The organism is Alkalicoccus halolimnae, from assembly GCF_008014775.2.
GTDB lineage: Bacteria > Bacillota > Bacilli > Bacillales > Salisediminibacteriaceae > Alkalicoccus > Alkalicoccus halolimnae.
Window position 1 is genome coordinate 259441 of sequence record NZ_CP144914.1, and the last position, 24780, is coordinate 284220.

18 protein-coding genes are annotated in these 24780 nt (G+C 45.3%); 8 read left to right on the forward strand and 10 right to left on the reverse strand.

What is annotated here, in order from left to right; genetic code table 11:
- Positions 1–13: 13 nt before the first annotated feature.
- Entirely contained in the window at positions 14–1522 is a 1509-nt protein-coding gene (locus tag FTX54_RS01255; RefSeq protein WP_187254599.1) for an S-layer homology domain-containing protein, read from the reverse strand.
- 1189 nt (positions 1523–2711) lie between these two features.
- Positions 2712–3380, reverse strand: coding sequence for a CHRD domain-containing protein (locus FTX54_RS01260; RefSeq protein WP_187254598.1), 669 nt, complete (start codon positions 3378–3380; stop codon positions 2712–2714).
- A gap of 329 nt (positions 3381–3709) precedes the next feature.
- On the opposite strand from FTX54_RS01260, the gene FTX54_RS01265 reads away from it, so the two are divergent.
- The 6 genes from FTX54_RS01265 to FTX54_RS01290 all read left to right on the forward strand — a co-directional run bounded on the left by FTX54_RS01265 (position 3710) and on the right by FTX54_RS01290 (position 11205).
- The gene (locus FTX54_RS01265) at positions 3710–4150 is read left to right on the forward strand and encodes an NUDIX domain-containing protein (protein WP_147804265.1); all 441 of its coding nucleotides are present in this window, start codon (positions 3710–3712) and stop codon (positions 4148–4150) included.
- A 32-nt stretch (positions 4151–4182) separates the two neighbouring features.
- Positions 4183–4416 carry a hypothetical protein gene (locus FTX54_RS01270; RefSeq protein ID WP_147804264.1) on the forward strand — a complete coding sequence of 78 codons (234 nt, stop codon included), beginning with the start codon at positions 4183–4185 and terminating at the stop codon, positions 4414–4416.
- A gap of 794 nt (positions 4417–5210) precedes the next feature.
- Complete coding sequence (locus FTX54_RS01275; protein ID WP_147804263.1) at positions 5211–5699, forward strand: hypothetical protein; 489 nt, start codon at positions 5211–5213, stop codon at positions 5697–5699.
- 106 nt (positions 5700–5805) lie between these two features.
- Positions 5806–6036, forward strand: coding sequence for a hypothetical protein (locus FTX54_RS01280; protein ID WP_147804262.1), 231 nt, complete (start codon positions 5806–5808; stop codon positions 6034–6036).
- A 702-nt stretch (positions 6037–6738) separates the two neighbouring features.
- On the forward strand, positions 6739–8298 hold the full coding sequence (locus FTX54_RS01285) for an amidase family protein (protein WP_246125648.1): 1560 nt from the start codon (positions 6739–6741) through the stop codon (positions 8296–8298).
- Between the two features lie 1239 nt (positions 8299–9537).
- The gene (locus FTX54_RS01290) at positions 9538–11205 is read left to right on the forward strand and encodes a SulP family inorganic anion transporter (RefSeq protein ID WP_147804279.1); all 1668 of its coding nucleotides are present in this window, start codon (positions 9538–9540) and stop codon (positions 11203–11205) included.
- A 540-nt stretch (positions 11206–11745) separates the two neighbouring features.
- On the opposite strand, the gene FTX54_RS01295 is transcribed toward FTX54_RS01290, so the two are convergent.
- The 6 genes from FTX54_RS01295 to FTX54_RS01320 form a co-directional block, all read right to left on the reverse strand.
- A complete protein-coding gene (locus FTX54_RS01295) occupies positions 11746–12591 on the reverse strand; it encodes a MurR/RpiR family transcriptional regulator (protein ID WP_147804261.1) in 846 nt (281 codons plus the stop codon).
- A gap of 64 nt (positions 12592–12655) precedes the next feature.
- The gene (locus FTX54_RS01300; protein ID WP_147804277.1) at positions 12656–13477 is read right to left on the reverse strand and encodes a carbohydrate ABC transporter permease; all 822 of its coding nucleotides are present in this window, start codon (positions 13475–13477) and stop codon (positions 12656–12658) included.
- A 140-nt stretch (positions 13478–13617) separates the two neighbouring features.
- Positions 13618–14511, reverse strand: a complete 894-nt coding sequence (locus tag FTX54_RS01305; protein ID WP_147804260.1) for a carbohydrate ABC transporter permease — start codon at positions 14509–14511, stop codon at positions 13618–13620.
- 123 nt (positions 14512–14634) lie between these two features.
- Positions 14635–16050, reverse strand: coding sequence for an ABC transporter substrate-binding protein (locus FTX54_RS01310; RefSeq protein ID WP_246125647.1), 1416 nt, complete (start codon positions 16048–16050; stop codon positions 14635–14637).
- Between the two features lie 85 nt (positions 16051–16135).
- Positions 16136–17050 carry an N-acetylmuramic acid 6-phosphate etherase gene (gene murQ, locus FTX54_RS01315; RefSeq protein WP_147804259.1) on the reverse strand — a complete coding sequence of 305 codons (915 nt, stop codon included), beginning with the start codon at positions 17048–17050 and terminating at the stop codon, positions 16136–16138.
- Positions 17051–18034 (reverse strand): N-acetylglucosamine kinase, encoded by a 984-nt coding sequence (locus FTX54_RS01320; RefSeq protein WP_147804258.1) that lies wholly within the window; start codon positions 18032–18034, stop codon positions 17051–17053. It abuts the gene before it with no gap.
- Positions 18035–18537: 503 nt separating this feature from the next.
- Between FTX54_RS01320 and FTX54_RS01325 the strand changes: the two genes are divergently transcribed.
- Positions 18538–20682: a glycoside hydrolase family 3 protein gene (locus FTX54_RS01325; protein ID WP_187254597.1), complete on the forward strand. Its 2145-nt coding sequence runs from the start codon at positions 18538–18540 to the stop codon at positions 20680–20682.
- 774 nt (positions 20683–21456) lie between these two features.
- Positions 21457–22299 carry an alpha/beta hydrolase gene (locus tag FTX54_RS01330; protein WP_147804256.1) on the forward strand — a complete coding sequence of 281 codons (843 nt, stop codon included), beginning with the start codon at positions 21457–21459 and terminating at the stop codon, positions 22297–22299.
- Between the two features lie 157 nt (positions 22300–22456).
- Here the strand turns inward: FTX54_RS01330 and FTX54_RS01335 are convergent, their stop codons facing one another.
- Both FTX54_RS01335 and FTX54_RS01340 read right to left on the reverse strand, forming a co-directional pair.
- Positions 22457–22864, reverse strand: coding sequence for a VOC family protein (locus tag FTX54_RS01335; RefSeq protein WP_147804255.1), 408 nt, complete (start codon positions 22862–22864; stop codon positions 22457–22459).
- 444 nt (positions 22865–23308) lie between these two features.
- Positions 23309–24700, reverse strand: a complete 1392-nt coding sequence (locus FTX54_RS01340; RefSeq protein ID WP_147804254.1) for a hypothetical protein — start codon at positions 24698–24700, stop codon at positions 23309–23311.
- Positions 24701–24780 lie beyond the last annotated feature (80 nt).

The window sequence follows — 24780 nt, forward strand, 5'->3', positions numbered from 1 at the left end:
AACGAACGAAAGGTTATTCGTTTTCCTGTAAATAGAGAAACTCACTTATTCCATAAAACATGTTAAAGAACTGCTCCGGATTTGTACGGGGATCACGGTAATTGCGGTTGATTTCCAGCTGCACAGCTTCTGTATTCAGCTCATTTCTGCTGAAGTGGGCGATGGTTCCGGAATAGCCTGCAGTAAACGTATGATTTTCGTAGACGTCGTAAATGCCGTGGGCTCTCAATGATGACATTAAGCTGTTCACTTTTTCGGGAGAAGCAAGACTCCCGCCGTCTGTCCCTGCATCAAGATCAAAATCCCGGTACCTTGCTGCTCCGTGAAGGTCAATGACAAGATTTATATCATTGGCCCGGATATGTTCCGCCATCGTTTCTTTAAAAGCAGTCGTATTGTAATAATTGGAATCGATTGATTTGCGTGTGGTATACATAACATTTACGTCCAGATAATCGTGCAGCATTCTGGCAATGGCCCCGGTATATACTTCGGCCACTTTCGGCATATTTTCTCTTAAGTGAACAGTGGTATGCGGAGCGGTCACCAGAATACGGCTGTCTTCCGCTTCAAGGAGGTGGAAGTCTTCTTCCTCTTCCGTTGCCCCGTGATAATTATTTTGTGCAAAAAATGCTTCATGTTCAAAAACGCGGGTCATAAAGGAGCCGTCTCCCCAGTCGCTCAAAAGTCGATTGGAAACCGGAGAAAAGGATTTCCCGCGCTCCGCCTGCTGCTGAAGGACAGCCTCTTCCAGCTTTTTTAATGGCACAAGGGTGTGAAAGCCGGAACCGATAGAAGAAGTCAGTTCATATAGCTGCCGCTCCAGACGTTCTACCGTCTCCCTGCTGCTAAGATCCGACGTTTCTGTTTCAAGCCAGAAATGTTGGAGAGAGGTATTCGCTTCTTTATTTGATCCTGCTGCTTCCCAAAAGATGGAACGGATAAGAAAAACGGAAAATTCGGCCCTGGTTACATTGTTCGCCGGTCTGAACGTGCCGTCCGGATAGCCGGAAGTGATGCCGGATCCGGCAAGACGACGGACAGCGTCGTACGAATAGCGTTTCTCAGGGAGGTCATTAAAAAACATGGATGCTTCCTGCAGGGCGTAGGCACGATCGATTAAAACAGCCATCTGTTCTCTTGTGAGTGTTTGATCCGGCCCGAAACGACCATCAGGAAAGCCATTCATAAATCCTGCTTCAGAAGCGGAGGCGATCGCTTCTCTGGCGAAGCTGTTTTTACTTACATCAGGGAATGCGTCTGGATTTTCAGGCTCGGGAAAGTCGAGCACCCGGTCAAAGAATACAGCAGCTTCCGCTCTAGTCAGAGAATTCTGCGGACGGAAAGTTTTGTCTGGATAACCGGAAGTGATGTCGAGACTTTCCATTAAGGAGACTTCGTAATAAAACCAGTCGGATTCTTTCATGTCGGGAAAAGGGGAAGCAGCGGACGCTGAACCGGCAGGGTAGAGAATCGTTAAAGCAAGCAGGGCTGGCAGGAATATTTTCAGATTATGTATCAACGTATTTCCTCCTGTATGTTTTATCATGGCGGTCTATTTAAATTAAAGCTGTTTTAAAGCTGTTGTTGATAAATACAGAAAACTCCGCTTCAACCCGGCAGGCCTGCCGTGGAGGAGCTTTCCGGGTAGGACTTACGCCCTGCGGGATCTTGCAATCTCTTTCTTCCACGGGCATGTTTCCGCTTCGTTTTCATTTTCCAATACAGTAAGCCCGCTGGTTGAATCAAGAATGTACCAAGGTAAAAAACAGTGCCAGGGTAGAGACGCCTGCGGAAAAAGAAAGCGGGAAGATCCTCCGGGACGCAAGGGAAGCCGCATACTTTCTCCGCGGCAGGCAGAGGAGGTGCAGGCACTCCAAAAAAAACCAACACAGAGCTTTAACAAAGCCAAGATTAAAAGAAGAGGATCGTTCTGATTTTTTAACTATAGTGAACAATTTTTTCATCAGCAACCTTTCTCTTCTTTGCTGTTATCATTATAACAAATTTACATTATAGTGAATTATCCGATCGGGAAATCACTGAAATCAGCTGGTTTTGGAGCGGGCTGTGCAGGAGCTGTCTTCCGGGCAGGTTTTTTTACGCCCGGAGGAATCTTCCAATCTCCTTCTTCCACGGGCACATTTGCGCTTCGTTTTGATTTTCCAATACCGAAAGCCAGCTGGTTGAATCAAGAATGTACAAAGGTAGAAACCACTGCCAGGGCAGAAACACCTGCGGAAGGCGATAGGATCCTCCCGGCCGTAAGGGAAGCCGTATGCTTTCTCCACGGCAGACGGAGGAACCGCAGGCACTCCAAAAATAACACGGAGCTTTAACAGAGACCCTCATGCAGGATGGCTGCACCATGAGGCATGAAAATGGTCTTCTATAGGAATGGACCTTTTTCTTAATACCGTTGGAATCAATGATTTTCAGGAACGGGGTTTCTCTATGAGAAGGCAGCTCCTGATCTGGCTTTTTACCGTAAGCTGGAGTGGACATGGGGCGACTCCGGGGCGATTGAAGGACGAGCACCACCCCTCCCGAGCACAGGGAGGACGGAATTAGCTGAGGCCGGCCCTGCGCCCCCATGGAAGCGAAAGCGCCCGTTCATCGCTTTAATACTTTATTTTCAAGGCAGCCAAAAATAAAACAGCCCTCTCCTCCTTAATTACGAAGGGATGAGGACTGTTTTTTGGGGAAAAATTTTATGCTTCCTGACCTCTTCTGCGTCCCAGTATCAAAGCTCCGCCTGCTAAAGCTGCCAGCATTCCAATCAATGTGAAGAGCGGAGCGGTTGAAGCGGTGGCGGCCATTTCGTTGCCTTCCTCATCATTATCGCTGCCTGCGTCCGCATCGTTGTCCGTTTCATTCATATCGTTATCTTCTGCTTTTGTGTCTTCCTCCATTATCTGCCCGCGGATTTCTCCAGCCGGATATTCATCTGTATGCACATTGACATATAATCCTTCACCTGTCATAGCCTCCAGCAGTTCATCCCATGTCATGTCGCCCGCCAGGTCATCTTCTCCGAATGTTCCGGAAGCAAGCTCACCATCCACATCTTCAGGCTCCTGTTCCCCTCCAAGAAAATCAACTTCGACGGGACCATCTTCTCCGGCCTCTCCGCTGTGAATGTGGGACATTGTCACTCCTTCCATTCCGCTTACTTCTACCGTGTAAGTCACTTCTGTCTGCTCGGCGTTAAGTTCAAACTCCGCATGCCCGGAACCGTCACTTTCTACGTCGTGAACTTCCTGCTCTGCATCCAAATCAGCCGTAAACATTGCGCCTTCATGAGAATCAGCCGCTGCGGAACCCATCCATCCTGCAAAGGCTAAAACAGTGGCAAAAGATAGAAAAAAGGATTTTTTCATACTTTCCACTCCCGGCTTCATACTCGCGTTTTCAGCGGTAGTTCTATTATACCCGCTGGATAAAAAAGCTATGCCTTTTATTTGAAAATTCAGTTAATTTAAGTGTGTGAATTTCAATCTTATTTGTCATAATCAATTTCCTGAAGTCTTCACAAGACACCGGGGTGGTATGAATAGGCAGAATAGCGTATTTCTATTAACAATTATATTCTTATTTTTCAAATTTTTCTAACAAAACTGGTAGGAATTACTATATGATAAAGAAAATGAGGAATGAATGTGAAAAAGCTATACGGTAGTGTCCAGAAAAATATCCGGGAGGGAAAGCGGTGAAGAAAGTTGATGATATTCAGGCGGAAATAGCTGTCATTATTTTTAATGAAAAAGGAAATGTTCTTCTTCAGAAAAGAGCTGAGGCCGGTTTGTGGGGAGTCCTTTCGGGGAATGTACAGGTAGGCGAAACACTTTCGGAAGCAGCGGTGCGGAAAGCCGAAGAAGAAGCCGGAATTAAAATTATAATTAAAAAGCTTACGGGGGTTTATTCCGATCCGGTCTCTCAGTTGAAGGTAGGACCAGATGGAAAAATTATTCACTTTATTACGAGCTGTTTTTCTGCAGAAACAGCATATGGTGCAGTGGTATCCACTGAAGAACGAAAGAAAGAGATTGCCTTTTTTCATCCGGAAAAACTTCCTGAAGATATTCAGCCCATGCACCCGCAGTGGCTTCAGGACGTTCTATCAGAGCAGGAACAGCCGTTCATCCGCTGATGCAGTGACCTTTTAAATAGGAGAGAATGCCGGTGAATATAAAAGGAGCAATTTTAATACTGCTGATTGGAAACGCTTTTATTTTCGGGATTTCTATTAATAACTTTCTTTACTGGTTTCTTTTCGGCTCCATGGCCGGTCTTTGTCTGGAACATGTCTTTTCTGGAGGACTTAAAACCCGGGGAGCAGAAGGCGGGGTGGAAAAGCGCGCTGTTTTGCCTCAAGCTTTTGTTCAGCCGATGAATCAACAAAAAAAAAGCAGTTAAAGATTCCTCTGCGCTTATATTTGGAAAAAAGAAAGAAACACGCCGCTTTTTAAGCCGGCGTGTTTTTAACATTCATTTTACTGAAAAACGGCTGATTTAATTCATCATAGAGAACGACTTTTATACATGTAGATGAGAGATTACATAATGAGCATAAAGAAATTATTCTTAGAACTATAAAATCTGAAAAGAAGTTTGGAAATAGTTTTTAAACTTTTATAAAGAAATTAAAAATTCTTTTATAAAAGGATTTTATGATAAAAAGCGGGGGAGGAAGCCATTTGACCCTTATGTTTAAAAAAATAGGAAAAAAATCTATTTGAATGGATATTTTATACACCATTGATAAATGAAAGCTGAAGTCTATAATTAGCTATATAACGAACAAACAAGCGAAGCCTGAATGACATCATTTTCCCGGAATATAGAAAATTCAAGTACGTATTATTTATAAAGGAACCTGCTCATTCGAAGCTGACTAGGAGAAAATCTTTGTTCCAATAAAGTATAAAGATTAAACGGGGAAGAAACAGGGATAAAATTAAAGAACGGAAACATCAATGAAAGCGCTTACAAACGTGAGGGCTTCCTGCGCTGAAGATCGGCTGGTGTTTCTTGAATTTTCTGCGGCTTTTAACCGGTGGATAGACCTTTGCGTGCCGCTCAAAGAAATTCGAGTAATGCAGATTTCTGTTTTCGTACCTCGTCCATCCTTTCGTCTAAACCTGAAAAAATGCTGGTGGAGCTCTGAATTTTCGTTGTGAAAACATATATATAGGAGGAGGCAGATTGGTATGAAAGATGATATGATGAAACGAGCAGTATACGAAGAAATGGTGAAAGCCATGAGAGGGATACTGCCTGCAGATGTGAGAACAGTTATTAAAAGGGCAGAGAAAAATTCCGATACAGCGGCTGTACTTCCTTTTTGCATGTATTATTTTTACCCTTATAAATGGCAGGAATATTCCCTGCATGGAGAAAGCACACTTCCCGCTGTTTTAAACTATGCTACTTTTATCGCCCTGGATTATCCTTTTATGGATACGGATCCCGGTATTAAAAGATTTTTTTACGGGGCGTCGCATATCACTCCATTACCAGAGGAAGAAAACAGTTCTATGCAGCTTGAAGAGTGGACGATTTTAATTTACCGGAAATATTGTGATCTTGTGAAAAGAGCAGAATATATTGAAAAGAGACTGGCTGGAAGCAACGTTTCTTCTTTGGCTCATAAACGCGAGCAGCGGAATGAGCTGATGCAGAAAAAAGCTCAGCTTTAGAGCGAACTGAAAAAGAGCTGGTACATAAGAGAAAAAAGCCAGCCTGTTATCTATCCTTTCTATAGTGAGAAGGGGACGGGGGAAACTATTAAAGGATGGATGTAAGATGATTAAGGGTACAGTAATGGAAAAATTAGGACAAGATTATCTGGAGAAAAGAAATGAAGAAACATTTATCCGGGTTGATGATACGCTGGCAATTACCGTTTCCACCTTTGTATCCATGTTCGGTGATTCAGAAATGACTTATTCCAGCCTGGCTGTAAATGAAAATACGACTGACGCCTGGTTGGAAATCTTTAAAAGATGGAACGAAGAAGGTATTCTTCCTGACTGATTATTTTCCTAAATAAATGCTTCACGCAGCTTTTTGGTGCTGTGATTAAGTGAAATTTTGTTTTCAGCCGCCCTCAGTCCTGCGATCCCCATTCAATTTCTATAAAACCGATGAGAACATATAAAACTTCGGGGAGAAAAATACCGGTTTAATCAGGGAATTCTGGGAGCTGCAGAGTTCCCTGTTTTTATTTTTATATCATCTTTTGTTCAAATCTGTGTTAAAGCTGTTGTTGATAAATACAGAAAACTCCGCTTCAACTCGGCAGGCTTTCTCCGCGGCAGGCGCAGGAGCCGCAGGCACTCCAAAAACAACACGGAGCTTTAACAGATACACGCATGCATGATAACTGCACCATGGAAGAATGAAAATGGTCTTCTATAGGAATAGAGTTTTCCCTCTATCCAGTTCAGAATGGCCTTCTTTATTACAGATCCTTCTCTGTCTTTTTTAACGTAAGCTGTAGAGGACATGGGGCGACTCCGGGGCGGTCAAGGACGAGCCGAAGATCCATTCCGCCCGACGGAAGGGAGGACGGAATTAGCTGAGGCCGGCCCGCCTGGAAAGCGTCCCCATGGAAACGAAAGCGCACGTTCATCGATTTAATACTTTATTTTCAAGGCAGCCTAGTCCAAAAGCGTAGAATGGCTGAAAGAAGGGAAAGGAACAGGAGAAAATCATTTATCAGGGAGGCAGATTAATTTGAATAAAAGAAGCATAGGAAGTGCACTGTTGATCGGAGCGCTTACCATTTTCACATTTGTATTGTGGCCGGCGAAAAAGGCTGTCTCAAATAAAAGAAAAAACGAAGCAGAAAAGGAAAACTTCCAGCTTGAAGGAGCTTCGATTGCAGATATACAGCTTGCTTTTAAGAAAGAACAGCTGTCCTGTGTGGAACTGACAGATCGTTATCTGGAGAGAATTTATGCTTATGACCAGCAGGGGCCCGCCATTAATGCCGTGAGAATGGTAAATCCCTATGCAAGGGAAGAGGCTGAAAAGAAAGATAAAGAAAGAGCAGCGGGTATAACCGGCGCGCTTCACGGTATACCGGTTATTTTAAAAGACAATATTGAAACCGGGGACGGCATGCCGACAACAGGAGGTTCGCCTGCACTGGCTGCGAATACAGCTGAAGAAGATGCCTTTCTCACAGCGAAACTGAAGGAAGCAGGGGCAGTTATTCTCGGAAAAGCGAATATGAGCGAGTGGGCGTACTTTCTTACAGAAGGAGCGCCAAGCGGCTACAGCTCTATCGGAGGGCAGGTTAAGCATCCATACGGGCCCGAATCCTTTCGGGCAGGCAGCGTCGGCGGCTCGAGCTCCGGATCCGGTGCGGCAATTGCCGCGGACTTCGCTGTCATCGGTATCGGCACAGAAACATCCGGATCGATTCTCAGTCCGGCAAGTGCCAATTCAATTGTTGGTATCAAACCGACGGTCGGTCTCGTAAGCCGCAGCGGTATTATTCCGCTTGCCGGCAGTCAGGATACAGCGGGACCGATGGCGAGAACCGTAGCGGATGCTGCCATTGCACTTGGTGCCATGAGCGGCGTCGATGATAAAGATCCGATTACAAAAACGAATAAAAACAAAGACTTAACTGATTATTCCTCCTTTCTGAAAAAAGAAAGCCTGCAGGGAGCTAGAATCGGTGTTGACTATTCTTTTCTTAGTGAAAAAGGAAAAGAGGAGCGGCAGCTGATTGAAAGGGCCATTGAAGATATGGAGGATCAGGGAGCGGTCATAAAAGAAGTGGAGATTCCAAATGAGTCCTTTGAGTCTCTTGTGCTGTGGCACGAACTGAAACAGGATTTAAACGCATACCTGCGGAAGACACCGGAGCAGGTGCCCGTGTCTTCCATTGCCGATGTGATTGCTTTTAATAAAGAAAAACCGCATGAGCGGATGCGGTTCGGGCAGACGCATTTTGAAAAAGCCGAGAAGCTGAGCGGCGACGCGGAAGACCCTGAGTATGTGAAACACCGCCAGACCGACCTGCGCCTCTCAACTACGGAGGGGCTGGACGTAGTAATGCAGGAGGAAAAACTCGACGCACTGCTGTTTGAAAACAACCACGGGGCTGCTATGCCGGCGAAAGCAGGCTATCCTTCGATTACTATACCGGCCGGCTATACGTCGGAAGGCATGCCGGTAGGAGTAACACTTACCGCCCAAGCATACAGTGAACCACGGCTTATTGAACTGGCCTACTCTTATGAACAGGCTTCCAACAGACGCCGGGCGCCCCAGTTGGTTTAAAGCAATGAACGTTAATCAATGATCTTCGGGAAGGATCCCTCATATGGAAGCTGTCAGCATCGTAAAAAAAGAAGTCTATTTATTCTATTCCTTGTATTTTCTCCTCCGCTTACCAGCGGAAGCCTGCCGTGGGGCTTGTCTTCAGCTATTTCCAATGCCTGACCGTATTGGAAAGGATCTTCAGACGGTGCTTTAACCCGACTGGCGTCCCCGCCGGATACGGCAGAGAAAATCACCTTTTTTATAGGAGAAACCTATAGTACGCTTGTTTTCGCAGAAAAGTCTTTTTTTGTTCAGATGCTGGAGCTGTAGAAGGTTGACTCCGGAAGGATGATTCTTTGTTTTATGAAAGGCAGGTCAGCTGAGAGCGTTCCCTCCGGAAAGCGACTCTTTGAAAGCGGAAGCAGCCGACTGTCTACTTATACAGAAAAATCACTTTGTAAACAGCCAAAAGCCGTGACGATTTTTCGTCACGGCTTCTTTGTATGGACGAAGCATCAGAGCGGCTTCGTTCGTTTTGGTGCTGTCCGGGCACTGTGCTTCTTCATTAAAAAGAGGCTTAGGGTTCCATTTCGGCAGTCCAGGAGAGACTTTTTCTCGAGTTGAAATAATATGGAATATCGACAGAGGTAAAAGGAGGGAACCGTGAACGGCTGTATAGCATATTTTGCACAGAACATTTACAGAAGAAATCCTTAAGGATATGATAAAAGAGTTAAGCAGAATACATCGAAGTAAAACAAACTATATAAATTGAACTTAATATTTATTTAGATAGAGGGTATGACCACGACAGCGATCTTCTCTATCGAAGGAAAGAAGGGTTTATCAATTTTAACGGCAGAACGTACCTGCAGGAAAACACAAAAGGAGGACAGGCCGCTGCAGGACCCATGGGGCGAAGAAGGACGATCTCCACCTGCCCGACCATAGGGAGGAAGGGATTAGTTGAAGACGAGCCCCGCGGAAAGCGTCGGTCTGAAGTGGAAATCATTCACCATGTTCGGAAATCCCTCTCTTACAGCGACTTATGAAATTGATTCATATATTATAATAATTTCTCTGAAACATACTGTTTGTTAAGGAATGGCCTTATAGGAGACCAAATTCTATGCTTAGAGTTTTTAAACATATTGACTGAGTCCATAAGTTCGATCATGGAAGGTGCGCTCTATATACTTTTCGAGAAACCCTGTCTATATTAGGAAAGACGAAAAAGAAACGGGAGGTGCTGAAGTGATGAGAAATATTCTGGATCTGCCCGAAAATTATGGGAAGGGGGCGGTGAGGCAGGACGTTACGGCGGGTATAACGGTACTGGTCATGCTCATTCCCCAGAGTATGGCTTATGCTATGCTCGCCGGGCTGCCTCCAGTCATGGGACTGTATGCCTCCATTATTCCGCTGATTATTTATGCTTTATTCGGGACATCCCGTTATCTCGCTGTAGGTCCGGTGGCGATGGCTTCCATTTTAGTGTTCAGCGGCGTCTCCCAGCTGGCAGAACCGATGTCGGGCGGCTATATTGAAATGGTCATCCTCCTCACGTTGATGGTGGGCGGTATCCAGCTGGTCCTTGGATTATTGAATGCCGGCGCATTAATGAAGTTTGTATCTAAAAATGTCATAGCCGGATTTACTTCTGCTGTGGCAATCATTATTGGATTAAGTCAAATCGGGAATTTATTAGGGGTGGACGTTTCCGGACAGAATCAGGCTGCGGGCCTGATAGCGGAACTCGGAAGCCGGATACAGGAAACGCATCTGATGACGGCAGGACTTGGTGCAGCCGCACTGCTCATTCTAATAACGGGCAAGAAAATAAAAACCAGACTGCCTGTCCCTCTTCTTGTTGTGACGGGCGGAATCGTTTTCGTCTCTATGCTGAGGCTGGACCAGACTGGAATGGAGATAGTAGGAGAGGTGCCTGCCGGGCTTCCCGGATTGGAACTGCCTGTCTTTACATTCTCAGCATTCCAGCAGCTGCTTCCTACCGCATTAACGATTGCGTTTATTTCGATGATGGAATCGCTGGCTATTACGAAATCCCTTGCAAAAGAAAACGAGCCTCCGATAGACGTGAATAAAGAACTTCGGGCCATTGGATTGTCGAACGCGATCGGCTCTCTCTTTTCCGCCTATCCGGTGACCGGAAGTTTTTCCCGAAGTGCGGTGAATGCCGGGGCAGGAGCGGTTTCAAAGCTTGCAATGCTTATCACAGCAGCCGGTGTAGTGGTCACTATTCTGTTTATGACGGAATTATTTTATTTTCTTCCGCAATCGATTCTGGCAGCCATTATCATTGCCTCAGTAGCCGGGCTCGTGAATTTCTCCTCGCTTTCAGAAGCGTGGAAAGTTAAAAGAGAAGATGCGTGGGTCTGGCTGACAGCCTTTACTGCAACACTCGTGATTGGTATTCAATGGGGGCTGCTGATCGGTGTTGTAATTTCCCTCTGTCTGCTGATTCACCGGATTGCGCATCCGCATATCGTCGAAGTCGGCTGGAATCCGGCCTCTAAAACGTACCGCGATCTTGAACGATTTCCCGGCGGACTCGTTATTTCTCCATTTGTTCTGCTGCGTATTGACGGACGTATCCATTTCTCGAATATGCAGTATGTAGAAAACATTCTGCTTGAGAAAATTCCACACGAAGATAAGAAAGTCATGATTCTCGATATGGGTGGAGTAAATGATATCGATACATCCGGAATCGAAGTCATTGAGAGGGTGTTTTACCGCATGAAAGAAAAGGGAAGCGACGTTTATTTCGCGAGTCTTAAAGGGCCTGTCCGTGATTCCCTCCGTCATTCACGGATGACTCAGCTGTACCCGGAATACTTTACGATGAGATCGATGGATCAGGTTGTTCAGGATAAAAAGCCGGATATTGATTATATGATATAAACCTCGTTTGTTCGGCATGCCGATACACCAAGGGCTGCAATAATTATATTCCTGCCATCGGAATTGGTGAAATGGGAAGCACGACAGGCAGAAGTGGCAGCATGTCTATTTATCCCGCGGTATTTCGTTAAAAGAGGGATAGCTCTGTGGTCCTTATTTTTATCATTCTTATTAGTATTGTTATTCTCGATCAGTTCGTTAACAGAAAGCTGATAAAAAATATGATATACAGCTCCCTAAAGAAGGAAGGCGGTATATCCATCTGAAGCGGAAGTTATGTACAATATTCGGTTTTTGCCGTGTTGATTTCTGTTATGAAAATGATTCAAATATGAAAAAAGGCTGAAACGCTGGTCGATCGCGTTTCAGCCTTTTTATATCCATAAAAGATCCATCGCGTTACATTCCTCAGGATTTTCCACGCAGCTAACATTATTCTCAGAACAATGTTATCAAGACTCCAGCCGATGTGAAAAGCAGGCGGATCTCGAATAAGATCTGCGAAATATCAGAAGAAGGAAACTGATTAAAAGAACTATTCTACAGTTTTTGTCCCTTTTTGAAGAAATCCATGGCCGCTTTGATTTCTTTTAAATATTCCGACGCAGTTTCGTACTGATCGGTCACCACGCTGACAAATAAAATATCAATTAAGTGGAGCTGGGCGAGACGGGAGGAGGTGGCTCCGCTTCGAAATGGAGCGGGCACTTCTCTTGTAGCTGAGATGAACAGCGGGATCGATGCTGTATCTGCAATGCTGGAATTGCCGTAGCGAGTGAGGCTGATCGTTTTTGCCCCCCGTTCTTTAGCAAGCTGCATGATTTTAAGTGTTTCAAACGTTTCGCCGGAAAAAGAAATACCGAAGACGACATCATTTTCACCGACATTAGCGACATACATGGCCGCGTTATGAATGTCAGTAAAAGAAGAGACAGCTTTGTTCATGCGCAGAAATTTCTGCTGGGCGTCCTGAGCAATAATACCAGAGGCTCCGACGCCGAAAAAATGAATTTTATCGGCCTTCTGCAGAGCTTCCACAGCCTGAGCGAGAGCTTCATAGTTAACAAGTTCCGACGTTTCTTTCAGCGCCTGCAGGGCATTGTTCGTCAGTTTTCCTACAATTGCCTGCTGGGTTTCTCCGGGTTCGATATTACTGTACTGAATGGCCGGGGACTTCTGCAGGTCTCCGGAAATGCGCAGCTTTAAATCGGGAAAACCTGTCAGACCGAGTGATTTGCAGAGCCTTATGACAGCTGCACTGCTTGTGCGGCTCTCTTCACCGAGTCTTGCTGCTGTCAGGCTGATAGCACTGTGAGGATTATTAATAATAAATTCTGCTACTTTTTTCTCGGAAGGGGGGAGTTTGTGCATGATTTCATTTAACATAACCAATCCCCCCGAGAAGGAATTACTGCTCACTATAAATCCATTCCTCCTTTTCTGTGGTGATTTATCCTTTAATGGCACCTTCCGTCATCCCCTTTGAAATACGGCGTTGGAAGATTGCGTATAAGATGATGATCGGAATAATCGCAATAGTCAAGCTCGCAAACAGGGTACCCCAGGCATTTGTATAAACGGCTTCCCTGCTGATGAAGTCGACAGCAAGCCCAAGCGTATAATTTTCTCTGGACTGCAGGAAAATCAGTGCCATAAAGTATTCATTCCAAAATTGGATCGCGTTCATAATTGTAACAGTAATGATGCCTGACATGGAAAGTGGGGTGATTATTTTCCATAAAATACCATATGGGGACATGCCATCGATAGAAGCGGATTCCTCGAGTTCCTTTGGGATGGAGCCCATAAAAGTCGTTAAGACAAAAATGCTGAAGGGCAGCTGGGAAACAGCATAAACAATGGCAAGACCAAATAAATTATCGAGCATGCCAATGCGCATCAGCAGGAAAAACAGAGGGATCCAGCCTAGTACCATCGGGATCATCATAGCGGAAATATACAGGTTGAAAAGAAGGGTACTGCCACGGAATGTCAGGCGTTCAATCGCATAAGAGGTAGGTACCGCCAGTATTAGAGCGATCACAGTACCGAGCACAGTAACAAATAGACTGTTAAATACGCCAAGGTCAATATTATAGTTGTTCCAGGCATCGAAAAAATTCTGGAAGTTAAATGATTCAGGGAGGCCCCACGGATTTGCATATATTTCAGCGTTTGTTTTAAACGAACCGAGGATCATCCATATGATAGGATACAATACAGCAAGGGACCAGAGAATTAAAGGAAGCCGAATGCCGATACGGGTAAGCATGTTGCCTTTTGGTTTTTGTTCCACTCTTTTAACCTCCTTAGGACCTTAAGCACGACAAGCATTTTAAATGAAAAATCTTGATAGGAATGCGGAGCTTTTCGTCTGACTCGTATTCAGCATTCCCTCAGAATGAAGAATATCTAATACTGCACTTTTTCCCGTCGCAGCAGTCTCTGCAGGAGAAAGACAGTAATCAGGGAAAGCACGAGAATCATTACACCAATCGTCGCTCCGTACCCGAAATTGTACTGCTCGAAAGCCTGCTGATAAAGGTAGGATCCCATGACGTGCGTGGAGTTGTTAGGTCCGCCGCCTGTCATGATCTGGACGATGATGAACGAGCCGTTTAACGTTGTAATAACAATGTATAAAATGGAAACTTTGATCTGCGGCCATAAGAGCGGAACTGTCACTTTCCAGAACTGCTGCCATTCACTGGCTCCGTCGAGTTCGGCTGCTTCATAATAGCTTTTTGAAATCGTCCCGATACCGCCCATCAGCATGAGCATGAACAGACCGATACCGGCCCAGATCGAAGGAAGAACGATTGCCGGCAGCGCCCATGTTTCACTTCCGAGCCACGGTCTGGTGAGATTTTCGAGTCCTACGGCTTCAAGCCCGGAGTTGATGAGTCCAAGGCTCGGATTATAGATGAACATCCACAAAATACCGATAACCACGACCGACATAATATTTGGGAAGAAAAAAATGATGCGGTAGAAAGGAGCTTCTTTAATTTTCATCTGCATAATAGCGACTGCAAAGTACATGGCGAGTACCATAATGCCGAATACTTTCGTTATCACGAGAAAGTAATCGTGCAGGATGGTTCTTGGAATAATGCCATCATTAAGCAGGGTGATATAGTTGCTGATGCCGACGAATTCTCTGTCTGCAGCGGCTCCGGACCAGCTGAAGAAAGAGAAATAGAGGCCGCTGAGCAGTGGGTACAGCGTGAAAACAGCAAACAGTAAAAATGTCGGAACTAAGCAAAAAGCTAAAAATAAATACTTTTGTTTTTTTGTCTGTACCATTTTAATCCCTTCTTTCCAAGGAGGATCAGCAATTGTTGGAGTATGTAATAGTGATTAAAAAGGGATGTAAAAGCAAAGACGATACTTTGCCTTTACATCCCGGCTGACCTTTGGGCCGCGGGGTTATTCGCCCCGGTATTCAGCTGTAGCGGCTTCTGCTTCTTCCGTAAATTCTTCCACGCTGATGTTTCCGAGCATAAGTGCTGTCAGGGAGTCACCAATAGGCGTTTCCAGGTCGGCACTCATCGGATGCGGACGGTTGTAAATCTGCACCTGATCCGGGTCATTGATCATTTCATTGGCTTCGATCAAATAGTCGGGAACATTTTCATTTTCGGAAAGGTCTACACCTTGGAGGTTCATGATGGCGCCGGTATGTTCAGAGAAAAGTGTCGCATACTCCTGCGTGAAGACGAACTCCACGAATGCTTTTGCTGCGTCCGGATTATTGGCATTTTCCGCTACAGCAAGTGGACGGAGGTCTGGTACGATGGCATACGGTTCGCCTTCATCCTGCATTGGAGATGGAATAAAACCAAAGTCAAAATCCTCCGGTGTGTCATTGGCCATTTCGTTCGGGAGCCAGAAGCCTACTGGAATAAAGGCGTTATCGCCGAGCAGGAAGTTCATCTGTGACTGCGTGTGGTTAAATGCTGCAAAGCCTTCGTCGATGTAGCCTGCTTCCTGCATTTCCGCCACTTTTTCCATCTGTGCAACGACTTCTTCACGCTCCCAGACTCCTTCTGCTCCAGTAACGATATCGGCAAGCAGCTCGTCCCCGCCTGCTGCACCGAAGGCAGGAGTGAGCACGCCTCTTAAAAAGTAATAAGGATGCTGGCCGGTCGTGACGAATGGATCAATTCCTTCATTATCCTGAATGTCTCCCATCGTGCTCATGTAACTGTCAAAGTCTGCAGGTACTTCATAGCCTTCTTCTTCAAATTTAGCGCTGTTATACCACGTTCCCCACGTATCAAACACGAGTGGCAGCGTGTAAATCTGTCCGTCATACGTGGCTGGATCTACGATAAAACTTTCCGAAAGCTGCTCTCCATCAGCTGTCTCTACTTCCCCGAGCCAATCGGTCAGATCCATCAGCTGTCCGTCTTCAACCATCTGGGTTTCGCTCGAGCCGGCACCATCTATATACACAACATCAGGCGGATCATCGGAAACCCAACGTGATCTCATTTCATCGTTCACGTTCGGGCCGGCGTGCTCGATAATCGTAACGTCAGGATATTCCTCCTGGAAATCTTCAATAACTTCTTTCCACCAGGAATCTCCATAACCGCCTACGAAATATTGAATTTCAAGCTCCCCGGATACTTCGCCGCTCCCGCCGCTGTTATTTCCTTCGTTACCAGTGTTTTCCTCGGCATTGTTTCCGTTATTGCCGTTATTCCCGGTATTACCGGTACCGCCGTTATTTTCGTTTTCGGCACCGCCTTCGTTTCCGCCTCCGCAGGCAGCGAGTGTTCCCAACATGACCCCGGCTGAACAAGCTGTGATAAACGTCGTTTTTAATGATCTTTTCAACTTAAATCCCCCTTTATATTAATAAATCTTATTTATGAAAGGCCTGCAGGTCTTTTCAGAAAGGTACAGGCGGTTTCAACAATTGTCAGGCATTCAATTTAGCAAAAGCAACAGCATCGCCGACGAACCCATTCTTCTTTGAAATGGCATGCAGAGCGGCATCTCTTGAAACTCCTGCTTCAAACATTACGATTGCAGGCTTCACCTCCCAATCAGCCGATTGAAGTATCTGCTCTGCCTGTTCGGATGAAGCACTGGTTAATTCCGTAAGAATGTACTTGGCTCTCTCTTTTAATTTATGGTTACTTGCGTGGACGTCGACCATCAGGTTTTCATGCACTTTCCCAAGCTTCACCATAACGGTTGTGCTGAACATGTTAAGAATCATTTTATGAGCGGTAGCCGCTTTCATTCTCGTTGATCCCGTCAAAACTTCCGGTCCTACTATTACCTCAATAGCGCACTCCGCCAGTGGGCTGATGGCTGAATTTTTGTTGCAGGATAGGGAAATGGAGGCTGCTTTTACTTCTTCTGCATACTTTAAAGCGCCGATAGGATAAGGAGTTCTCCCGCTGGCTGTGATTCCTACTACGACATCCCTGCTTGTAAGATGCCTGGCTTTCAGGTCATTTTTCCCCTGAGCTTCATTATCTTCCGACCCTTCGATGGCATTGGTGTATGCTTCATTTCCACCTGCCATGATCGTCTGGACCATTTCCGGCGGCGTCATGAAAGTTGGAGGACATTCGGAAGCGTCAATGACTCCAAGCCGCCCGCTCGTTCCGGCACCTGCATAAAAAAGCCTGCCTCCTTTTTCTAAAGACTGAAAGATTATTTCAACAGCCTGTTCTATTTCAGGTAAGACGCTTTCTACAGCGGGCGCGATTTTTTTGTCTTCGCTGTTGATCAGCCGGAGAATTTCCGGCACAGATAATCTGCTGAGGTTCATACTGTGCGGATTTCTGCTTTCCGTCGTTAACTTGGACAATTCTTTTTCCATCTACTCATCACCTGTCTTTTTGTTTTCTTTGTAAAGCTGGCGGGCCAGCAGGGAAGCACCATATACCGGAGAGGCAGCGGAAGTGCTCAGCACTCCGAGCTTTCTTTCCTGAAGGCCTTTTTCGAAAGAAGCACGAATGACAGGAGAATGAGTAATGACTGAGCCTGTCACGAAAATGGATGTCGTTTTGTTGAATTCGGTACTGCGGACCGAAAGGCTTTTGACGAGAAGCAGCAGTTCTTCGGCAGCCTCTTCTAAAATACTTAAGGCAGCTTTGTCTCCCTTTTCCGCCGCTTCTGTAACAACAGGGGCCAGGTCGGCGATATCCTTTTTATCGGAATTCTGACGGTAAACAAATGAGATGACTTCTTTGAGATCAGCCCATTTTTTCTGCTGCATAATAAGGTCTGTAAGAATTGTCGGTTCGGCACGGCCGTCATAGGCTTTTGCGATATAGTTCAATGCACGAAGTCCGATATGATAGCCGCTTCCTTCATCACCAATGATATGGCCCCAGCCGCCGCTTCGGAAAACTTCTCCAGCCGAATTCCTGGCAACGGCATTGGAGCCGGTGCCGGCAATAACAAGCATCCCCGTTTTTTCATGGGGAGAAAGTGCCCCGTGAAGAGCCATAAACAGATCAGATTCCACAAAAATAATTAAATTTTCTGGAAACTTAAGCTGCAGGCTGACTTCTCTAACGATTTCTTCGGCCAGGCGGCGGTCTTCCGGCCGGCCGGCTCCGGCAAAACCACAGCAGACAGCTGCGGCATCCTCGGGACGGAAAGAAAATTGATTTAATCCATGCTCAAGAAGGTGAAACAGACGTTTTTTCATTTCTTCAGACCCTATGGCCTGAATGTTGGTACCTTTTCCAGTAATAACATGCCTTTCTGCTGTTTCGGACGGAAGAAAATTTTCCAGGCTGTTAAAAAGACAGGAAGTTTTTGTGCCGCCGCCGTCAATTCCAATAACAAATGTCATTTAGTTCCTCCGTCACAGTAAATATAAGTAAATTATAAGAATTTTAAATTATTATGTCAATATTAATATTTAATTTTGTAATAAAATTTTAAAAATTAACCGGAAATTCTGACTTATACGTGCTGATATAAAAGCGTTCGAAATCTTTTTTGGGCAGTAAAACTTTTCTTTTCTGTGCTCATCAGTCAAAACTTACAGTGGAGCTGGATTTCTTTTACTGTTCGATTATAAGAAACCTGCTGCTTTATCTATCGAAAGACATAAAAAGAACTTTTGCGGCTGCCATGATGTCCTGCTTACAGAAAGATAAAAGAAAAAACAAGGCACCTTTGTTGAGTCATAACTTCAGGGAGTATAGACTATAGACAACCTTTTTTCTGTGCGGTAAGCTTTGGAGCTGGTATGTCCATCTTGATTTGTGATTTTGGATAAACAGAAAGATTTCGACGAGAATAAGAAATACAAACAGTCATGCCTTGAATAGAATTGCAGGAGGAAAATTGATGAAATATGTTAAGAAGAATCTATTTGTGTCTTTAATAAGCGCAGCTATGCTCATACAGGGGTTTCCCGGCGGAGGACTGCATATTACAGAACCAACAGTGGAAGATGAAGGGAAAGAAGATCTGATTATTCTGCAGAACGTGCCTCAGGTGGAAGCGAAGGTGGAAAATGACAAGCTTGAATTGGATTCACTTAAGATCCAGGAAGAGGGTCATTTTACGCTCCGTACGAAAAACGTCCGTTGGAGTACTTCCAACGAGAATGTGGCAGAAGTGGATGAAGAAGGTACGGTTACATTTACCGGACGACCCGGGCGGGCGTTTATTGAAGTTTCAGATGGAACATTCAAGGATCGAATCGCTCTTAATAATAAAGAAAATCAGACGACGAGCGGCAGTGAAAACAGGGGAAGTGCTGGTGATGATCCTTCCGAAGAACCTTCGCTAGTGAAAGAGTCAGGGGAGCGCTATAATATTATCAGCCAGACCGTGGAGAGTATGACTTTGGAAGAAAAAATAGGCCAGATGCTGATGCCGGATTTTCGCAGCTGGCAGGGAAGTGAAGTAACTGAAATGCTGCCGGAAATTGAAAAAATGGTGGAAGAATATCATCTCGGTGGAGTGATATTATTTTCAGAAAATGTCGTTTCACCAGAACAGACGGCAGCGCTTGTATCAGATTATCAGGAAGCTGCTGAAAAGTTCGGGCTGCTGATGACGATCGATCAGGAAGGCGGGGTGATTACAAGACTCCAGTCCGGAACGGATTTCCCGGGAAATATGGCTCTCGGGGCGGCACGCTCCAACGAACTGTCCTTTGATACCGGTTCGGCAATTGGAGAAGAGCTGAAGTCTTTAGGTATTAATATGAATATGGCTCCGGTTCTCGACGTGAACAACAATCCGGATAACCCTGTTATCGGGGTCCGTTCCTTTAGTGAAGATTCCGGTCTTACTGGAGACTTGGGTGTGTCGTTTACACATGGGCTTCAGGAGGCCGGAGTGGCTGCCACTGCAAAGCATTTTCCAGGCCATGGAGATACGGACATCGATTCCCACCTCGGACTTCCGGAAGTACCTCATGACAGAGAGCGGCTTCTCGACGTAGAACTGGATCCTTTTCAGAAGGCAATGGACGAGGGTATTGATGCGGTCATGACGGCTCATGTCACCTTTCCGGAAATAGATAATACAACGGTTATTTCTGAAGAAACCGGAGAGGAAACTGTTCTTCCTGCTACTCTATCCCGGCCTGTCCTGACCGGGCTTATGAGAGAGGAAATGGAGTATGAAGGGGTTATTATTACAGATGCGATGAACATGCAGGCAATCCAGAGCCACTTTGGTCCTGTAGATGCAGCCGTGCGCTCAGTCGAAGCAGGGGCAGATATCATTCTTATGCCTGTCGGGCTGGAGGAAGTGGCTGAGGGGCTTGTGGAAGCTGTCGACAGTGGTGCAATGGAAGAAGACCGCATCGAAGCTTCAGTAGAACGTATTCTCGAACTGAAAATCAACAGGGGCGTGATTAAAGAAGAAAATCCGGAAGAAATCGGAGAAAAAATAGATGGAGCCGAACAGACAATAGGCGCTTTAGAGCATGAAATGATAGAAAAAGAAGCCGCAGAACAATCGATCACTCTCGTCAAGAATGAAAATGTCCTTCCGATTGAAGCTGAAGAGGTGGAAAACATCGTCGTTATTGGAGGCAGCTATATGGAACGCTTCGGCAGGGCAATAAGGGAACACCACCCGGAAGCTGCTGTGATCGAGGCTTCCTCCAGCGGAGATTTAACTTCGGAAGAGTGGACAGAAATTGAAGCAGCCGATCAGATTATTATCAGTACGGATACAGCGAATGTTACGCAGCGTGCTCCAGGCCATACTCAAATGACATTGGTTCGTGAAGCTGCATTAAGAGGAGATGCTTCTGTCACAGCGGTCGGGATCCGTAATCCTTATGACATTATGGCCTACGAAGAGGAAGTGGATGCCTACATCACTCAATATGGATACAGGACCGCAAGTTTTGAAGCAACAGCGGCCGTTCTGTTTGGGGAAAATGATCCGGTCGGAAAACTTCCGGTTACTATTCCTGATTTGGATGGAAATACGTTGTACGAATTCGGACACGGACTGACCTATTAATTACAGAAAAGTGGATTGCCGATCATGCCGGTAATCCACTTTTCTAAAACGGCATTACTGTAAAAACCGAACAATATACAGACCTCTGCTTCAGATGGACACTTTCTCAATAATAAAGAAATTACTAAAAAAGATTTTAGTTTAACTTTTATTAAATCGAATGATTTTCATAAGTCGCTGTAAGAAAGGGATTTCCGAACGTTGTGAATGATTTTCACTTCAGACGGACGCTTTCCACGGGGCTTGTCTTCAACTAATTCTTCCAGTGCTGTACACTGGAAGAATGGATTTTCAGACTTCGCTTAATCCCGTCGGAGTCGCCGTCTGTCGTTTCAATCATCCGACTTGATATACGAATATTTATATTATTGTTTGATAAAATGTTCGTTAAAAAACTTAAAAAATGTATTATGAAATTCATTCAATCCAGTTATAATCTTATAGATATTGAATCTATGAACCTTTTTGATAAAAACAGGGTAGAAGAAGAATACAAAAAGTTCATTACAAGAACCGCTCTATTTTATAGGCTGTCCAAGCCTGAAGCAGAAGAGTTTTTGAAGAGAGGAAACAACTAGGTTTTCCGGTAAGGCATTCATTACTTTGCAGAATGTGCCACTATCGCAGGATGATCTGAAACGAAAATAGAAAAAGAGGCATTTCCACCCCTGCAGTGAATACAATGAAAAATTCATAGACAACAGCTTCTGTTCAGAAGGAAAATCAGCGTGAATAAAACTCTCTGGAGATTTAGTCGGGGAAGGAGGGCTACAGGTGTTTATTTTATTGTCTTACTTATGGAACAAGTGGGTTATAGCGGGAGGTCTGGTGCTCGCGGCGGCGGGTGCTTTGTTTGGAATGATCTATATTTTTCAGGAAAGGTTAATTTTTTATCCTCAGGGGCTCAGCGGTGAAGAAGCAGAGCAGCTTGCCGCCAATGATGAAGAAGTGGAGGAAATGGCTTTTCAAAGCAGTGACGGTACGATTCTTCACGGGTGGCTTCTCCAGGCTTCTGAAGAGAAAGATGACGGAGGCTTACTAATTTATTACGGAGGCAACGGAGAAGAGCTTTCCGGACAGATTCCAGGTATGAAAGAAAACCTCCCGGAATGGTCCGTCCTGCTCGTGAATTACCGGGGCTATGGGAAAAATGAAGGGAGTCCCCGCGAAGAGAAACTTTACAAGGATGCTCTGGAAATATTTGATGAAACGAAAAAGAGGTATCCGGATAAGCAGGTGGTGCTGATGGGAAGGAGTATCGGCACGGCTGTTGCTTTGAAAACGGCGGCAGAAAGAGAAGTGGAAGGAATGATATTAATTTCTCCTTTTGATTCATTAAATGAAGTGGCGAAGCTTCACTATCCGTTTCTGCCTATCGATATGCTTCTGCGCTATTCATTTGATTCACTGAGTAGGATCGAAGAAATTAACGCACCAATTCTTGCCATGGCAGGCGGAGAAGACGGGATCATACCGGAAGAAAGAACCCTCCGCCTGCTTCAGGAGTACGAAGGGACTCTGCATTACGAAAGGATAAGCAGGGGCGGACATAATGATCTTCATTTCTATCCGATTTTCTGGGATGCGATCAGAGAGTTTTTATCCGAAAGGGAATAATTCTTCCGTGTGAATGAATTTCATAACAGCAGTCCATCCTGCCCAGAAAGTTTAGTCAAGGAAAAGAAAGCCGCTGTTTACAGAAGCGGAAGCTAAAAAGGGATTTAACATTTATAAATGTTCTATTTTCAAGGCGGCTTTCTTAAAAGCATGTCTGCTAACAATTCATCTGCGGGGAAGAAGGATCCAGCTGCATGAGCTCGATTCTGTTGCCATCGGGGTCTTTCAACCAGCACTGCAGGTTATTATCCTTGCCTCTCGCAGGCTCAGCATCGAGAGTAATGCCCTGCAATTTCAAGTGAGCTGCAGTTTCATGAATGTTATAAACTTCCAGGCAGAGATGATGAAAGCCTATAGGCTGTTCTCCTTCTTCAGGCTTCCGGCGTCCGCCGTGAAAAAGTTCAATAAACTGCCCTGGGGCCACTTTAACGTATTCGATCCAGGGCTTCTGGTTGTCATCCTTTATCTCAAATACTCTTTCGAGGCCAAGAATGTCACAGTAAAATTCAAGGGACTTTTCCATGTTGAAGACGGTCATAGCCATGTGGCCTATTCGTTTAATCATATGATCACCCTCCTGTATGTATCATTCCCATAATTAAAGAAATTACACAGCATAAAAGGCCGTCGGGGAAATACTGAATAGGAAGGTTCAAATTTTTCTTAAAATAACTATATATACTGAACTTATTATTTATAAATTTCTCTCCTATCAGCCGTCTTTGTATCATTCGGGACGATTCCCTGCTCGTCTTCCGCTGTTTTCGCAGGAAATCCACTCACGAAGAGACCTTTAGAAAGTGCTTATTTCCCTCCGGAGCCGCCACCCTTTCCACGTCGACTGCGAGTAACAACCTCAGGAAGGAGGGGACTGCTGAGTCCGGCCCGGAAAGCGTCCCCATGGAAACAGAAGTGTAGGTTCATCGCTTCCATATTTTATTTTCAAGGCAGCCCAAAATAAAAAAAAGGCTGTGCCGCCAATTGATTCACGTGGCAGCACAGCGGGTACCTATTCTTTTTCTTCTTCCTCTTCTTTCTTTTCCTCGTCCTTTTTCTCCTGTTCTTCTTTCCGTTTTTCTTTTCTTTTTCTTTCTGCTTCCTCCTCTTCATTTTTCAACTGTGCCTGGCGGGCCCGCTGACGATAGCCGTAAGTTCCCTTGAGCACTGTTTCTTCATCTTCGAGACCGGCCCCGATTGCCCCGATGACGGTGGCGATCGATGTTACGAGCCAGGCAAGGTAGAAGTAAAAAGCAATATCCGCAGGCCGGCCGATGCCGTTATGGGATTCGAGCAGGTCAGGCGGTATAAACATAAACACCGCAGCTAAAAAGCAGAGGAGAAGTGCTGCGTAATATATAATGACTCCAATGCCTATCGTTCCGAGCGTGGACGCGTTATGAAGCCTGGTGAGGTGTTTTTCCTTCTGTTTATCAGGATTTCTCTCCCACAAACCGTGTGTAATAATCATCCATCCTGTCATCGCTGTCAGAGCAATGACCATCAGTACGAGTGCGCGGATTTCATCGTAGGAGTCAGCCAGCATCCAGACTGTCGGGAAAATCAGCGCGTAGGCTCCGGTAGCAAAAGCGACGGCGATAACACTTTTGAAGGTCGTAACTACTCTCCACGGGTGGTTGGCACGAACCATTCCGGTCGTAACACGTGAATAACCGTTCAGGCGTGGACGAGCCACATAACGGACTTCCGAGTCGTCTTTCTCATCTTCGGATACAACCCGGTATATAGGAGCAAGATACTTAAGCCAGCCTCTTTTGATAAGCTCCCTGGAGCCGATCTTATGAAGGTTTGTCCCCTTTATCGGTTCGAGGTCGGATATCTTTTTGTCTTCCCGATTCCGTGCTTCTTCGGAACTGCCGTGGTGCATTTCGCTCACCAGCTGCAGTGTGGATTCCCGGACACGTCTTAACAGCGGTGCAGCGCCGAGCGACGGCAGGGAAATTTGAGCCATTTTTGAGTTTTCGTCCACTTCCGCAACAAGGAAATGCCCTTTCTTAAACAGCGGCAGGTCAGTAATGGAAATCGTATAATCCCACTCGTGCTCGTCCGTGATCTCTTTCGCCCGGTTCAGAATTTGGGTAGCGTCTTCGACTACGCCGACAAAGGTATCAACTTGAATTTCCACATTCCAGGAGTAGTTGTCATCCACGTAATAAGACAGCAGATCACTAAGCTCGGAAGCGAGCCTGTTGGATAAGTCTGAAGCGGCTTCCGGAGCTGGTATAATACCTACTGTAAGCTCGGGGAGGTCAGAACCTTCCGTGTGACTGTCAGGCATTGATTCTTCTTCTTCTGTTTCCTGGTCCTGTTCACTTTTTTCTTCGTCTGTGTCTACATCGGTTTCTGTACGTTTCTCTTTGTCTTCTTTACCATCTTTTAGCAAGAGATCAGCCCTCCTTTTAAAAATATATATCTTTTATAAAAAATAATATAAGGCAAAAACGTTCTCAACGAAAGTAATGT

Excerpts from the sequence above, each read along its gene's own strand:
- FTX54_RS01260 (WP_187254598.1), bottom strand. The coding sequence starts at position 3,380 with ATGAAAAAATCCTTTTTTCTATCTTTTGCCACTGTTTTAGCCTTTGCA.
- FTX54_RS01305 (WP_147804260.1), bottom strand. The coding sequence starts at position 14,511 with ATGGTACAGACAAAAAAACAAAAGTATTTATTTTTAGCTTTTTGCTTA.
- FTX54_RS01275 (WP_147804263.1), top strand. The coding sequence starts at position 5,211 with ATGAAAGATGATATGATGAAACGAGCAGTATACGAAGAAATGGTGAAA.
- FTX54_RS01295 (WP_147804261.1), bottom strand. The coding sequence starts at position 12,591 with ATGTTAAATGAAATCATGCACAAACTCCCCCCTTCCGAGAAAAAAGTA.
- FTX54_RS01325 (WP_187254597.1), top strand. The coding sequence starts at position 18,538 with ATGAAATATGTTAAGAAGAATCTATTTGTGTCTTTAATAAGCGCAGCT.
- FTX54_RS01300 (WP_147804277.1), bottom strand. The coding sequence starts at position 13,477 with ATGCTTACCCGTATCGGCATTCGGCTTCCTTTAATTCTCTGGTCCCTT.
- FTX54_RS01320 (WP_147804258.1), bottom strand. The coding sequence starts at position 18,034 with ATGACATTTGTTATTGGAATTGACGGCGGCGGCACAAAAACTTCCTGT.
- FTX54_RS01290 (WP_147804279.1), top strand. The coding sequence starts at position 9,538 with ATGAGAAATATTCTGGATCTGCCCGAAAATTATGGGAAGGGGGCGGTG.
- FTX54_RS01280 (WP_147804262.1), top strand. The coding sequence starts at position 5,806 with ATGATTAAGGGTACAGTAATGGAAAAATTAGGACAAGATTATCTGGAG.
- murQ (WP_147804259.1), bottom strand. The coding sequence starts at position 17,050 with ATGGAAAAAGAATTGTCCAAGTTAACGACGGAAAGCAGAAATCCGCAC.
- FTX54_RS01335 (WP_147804255.1), bottom strand. The coding sequence starts at position 22,864 with ATGATTAAACGAATAGGCCACATGGCTATGACCGTCTTCAACATGGAA.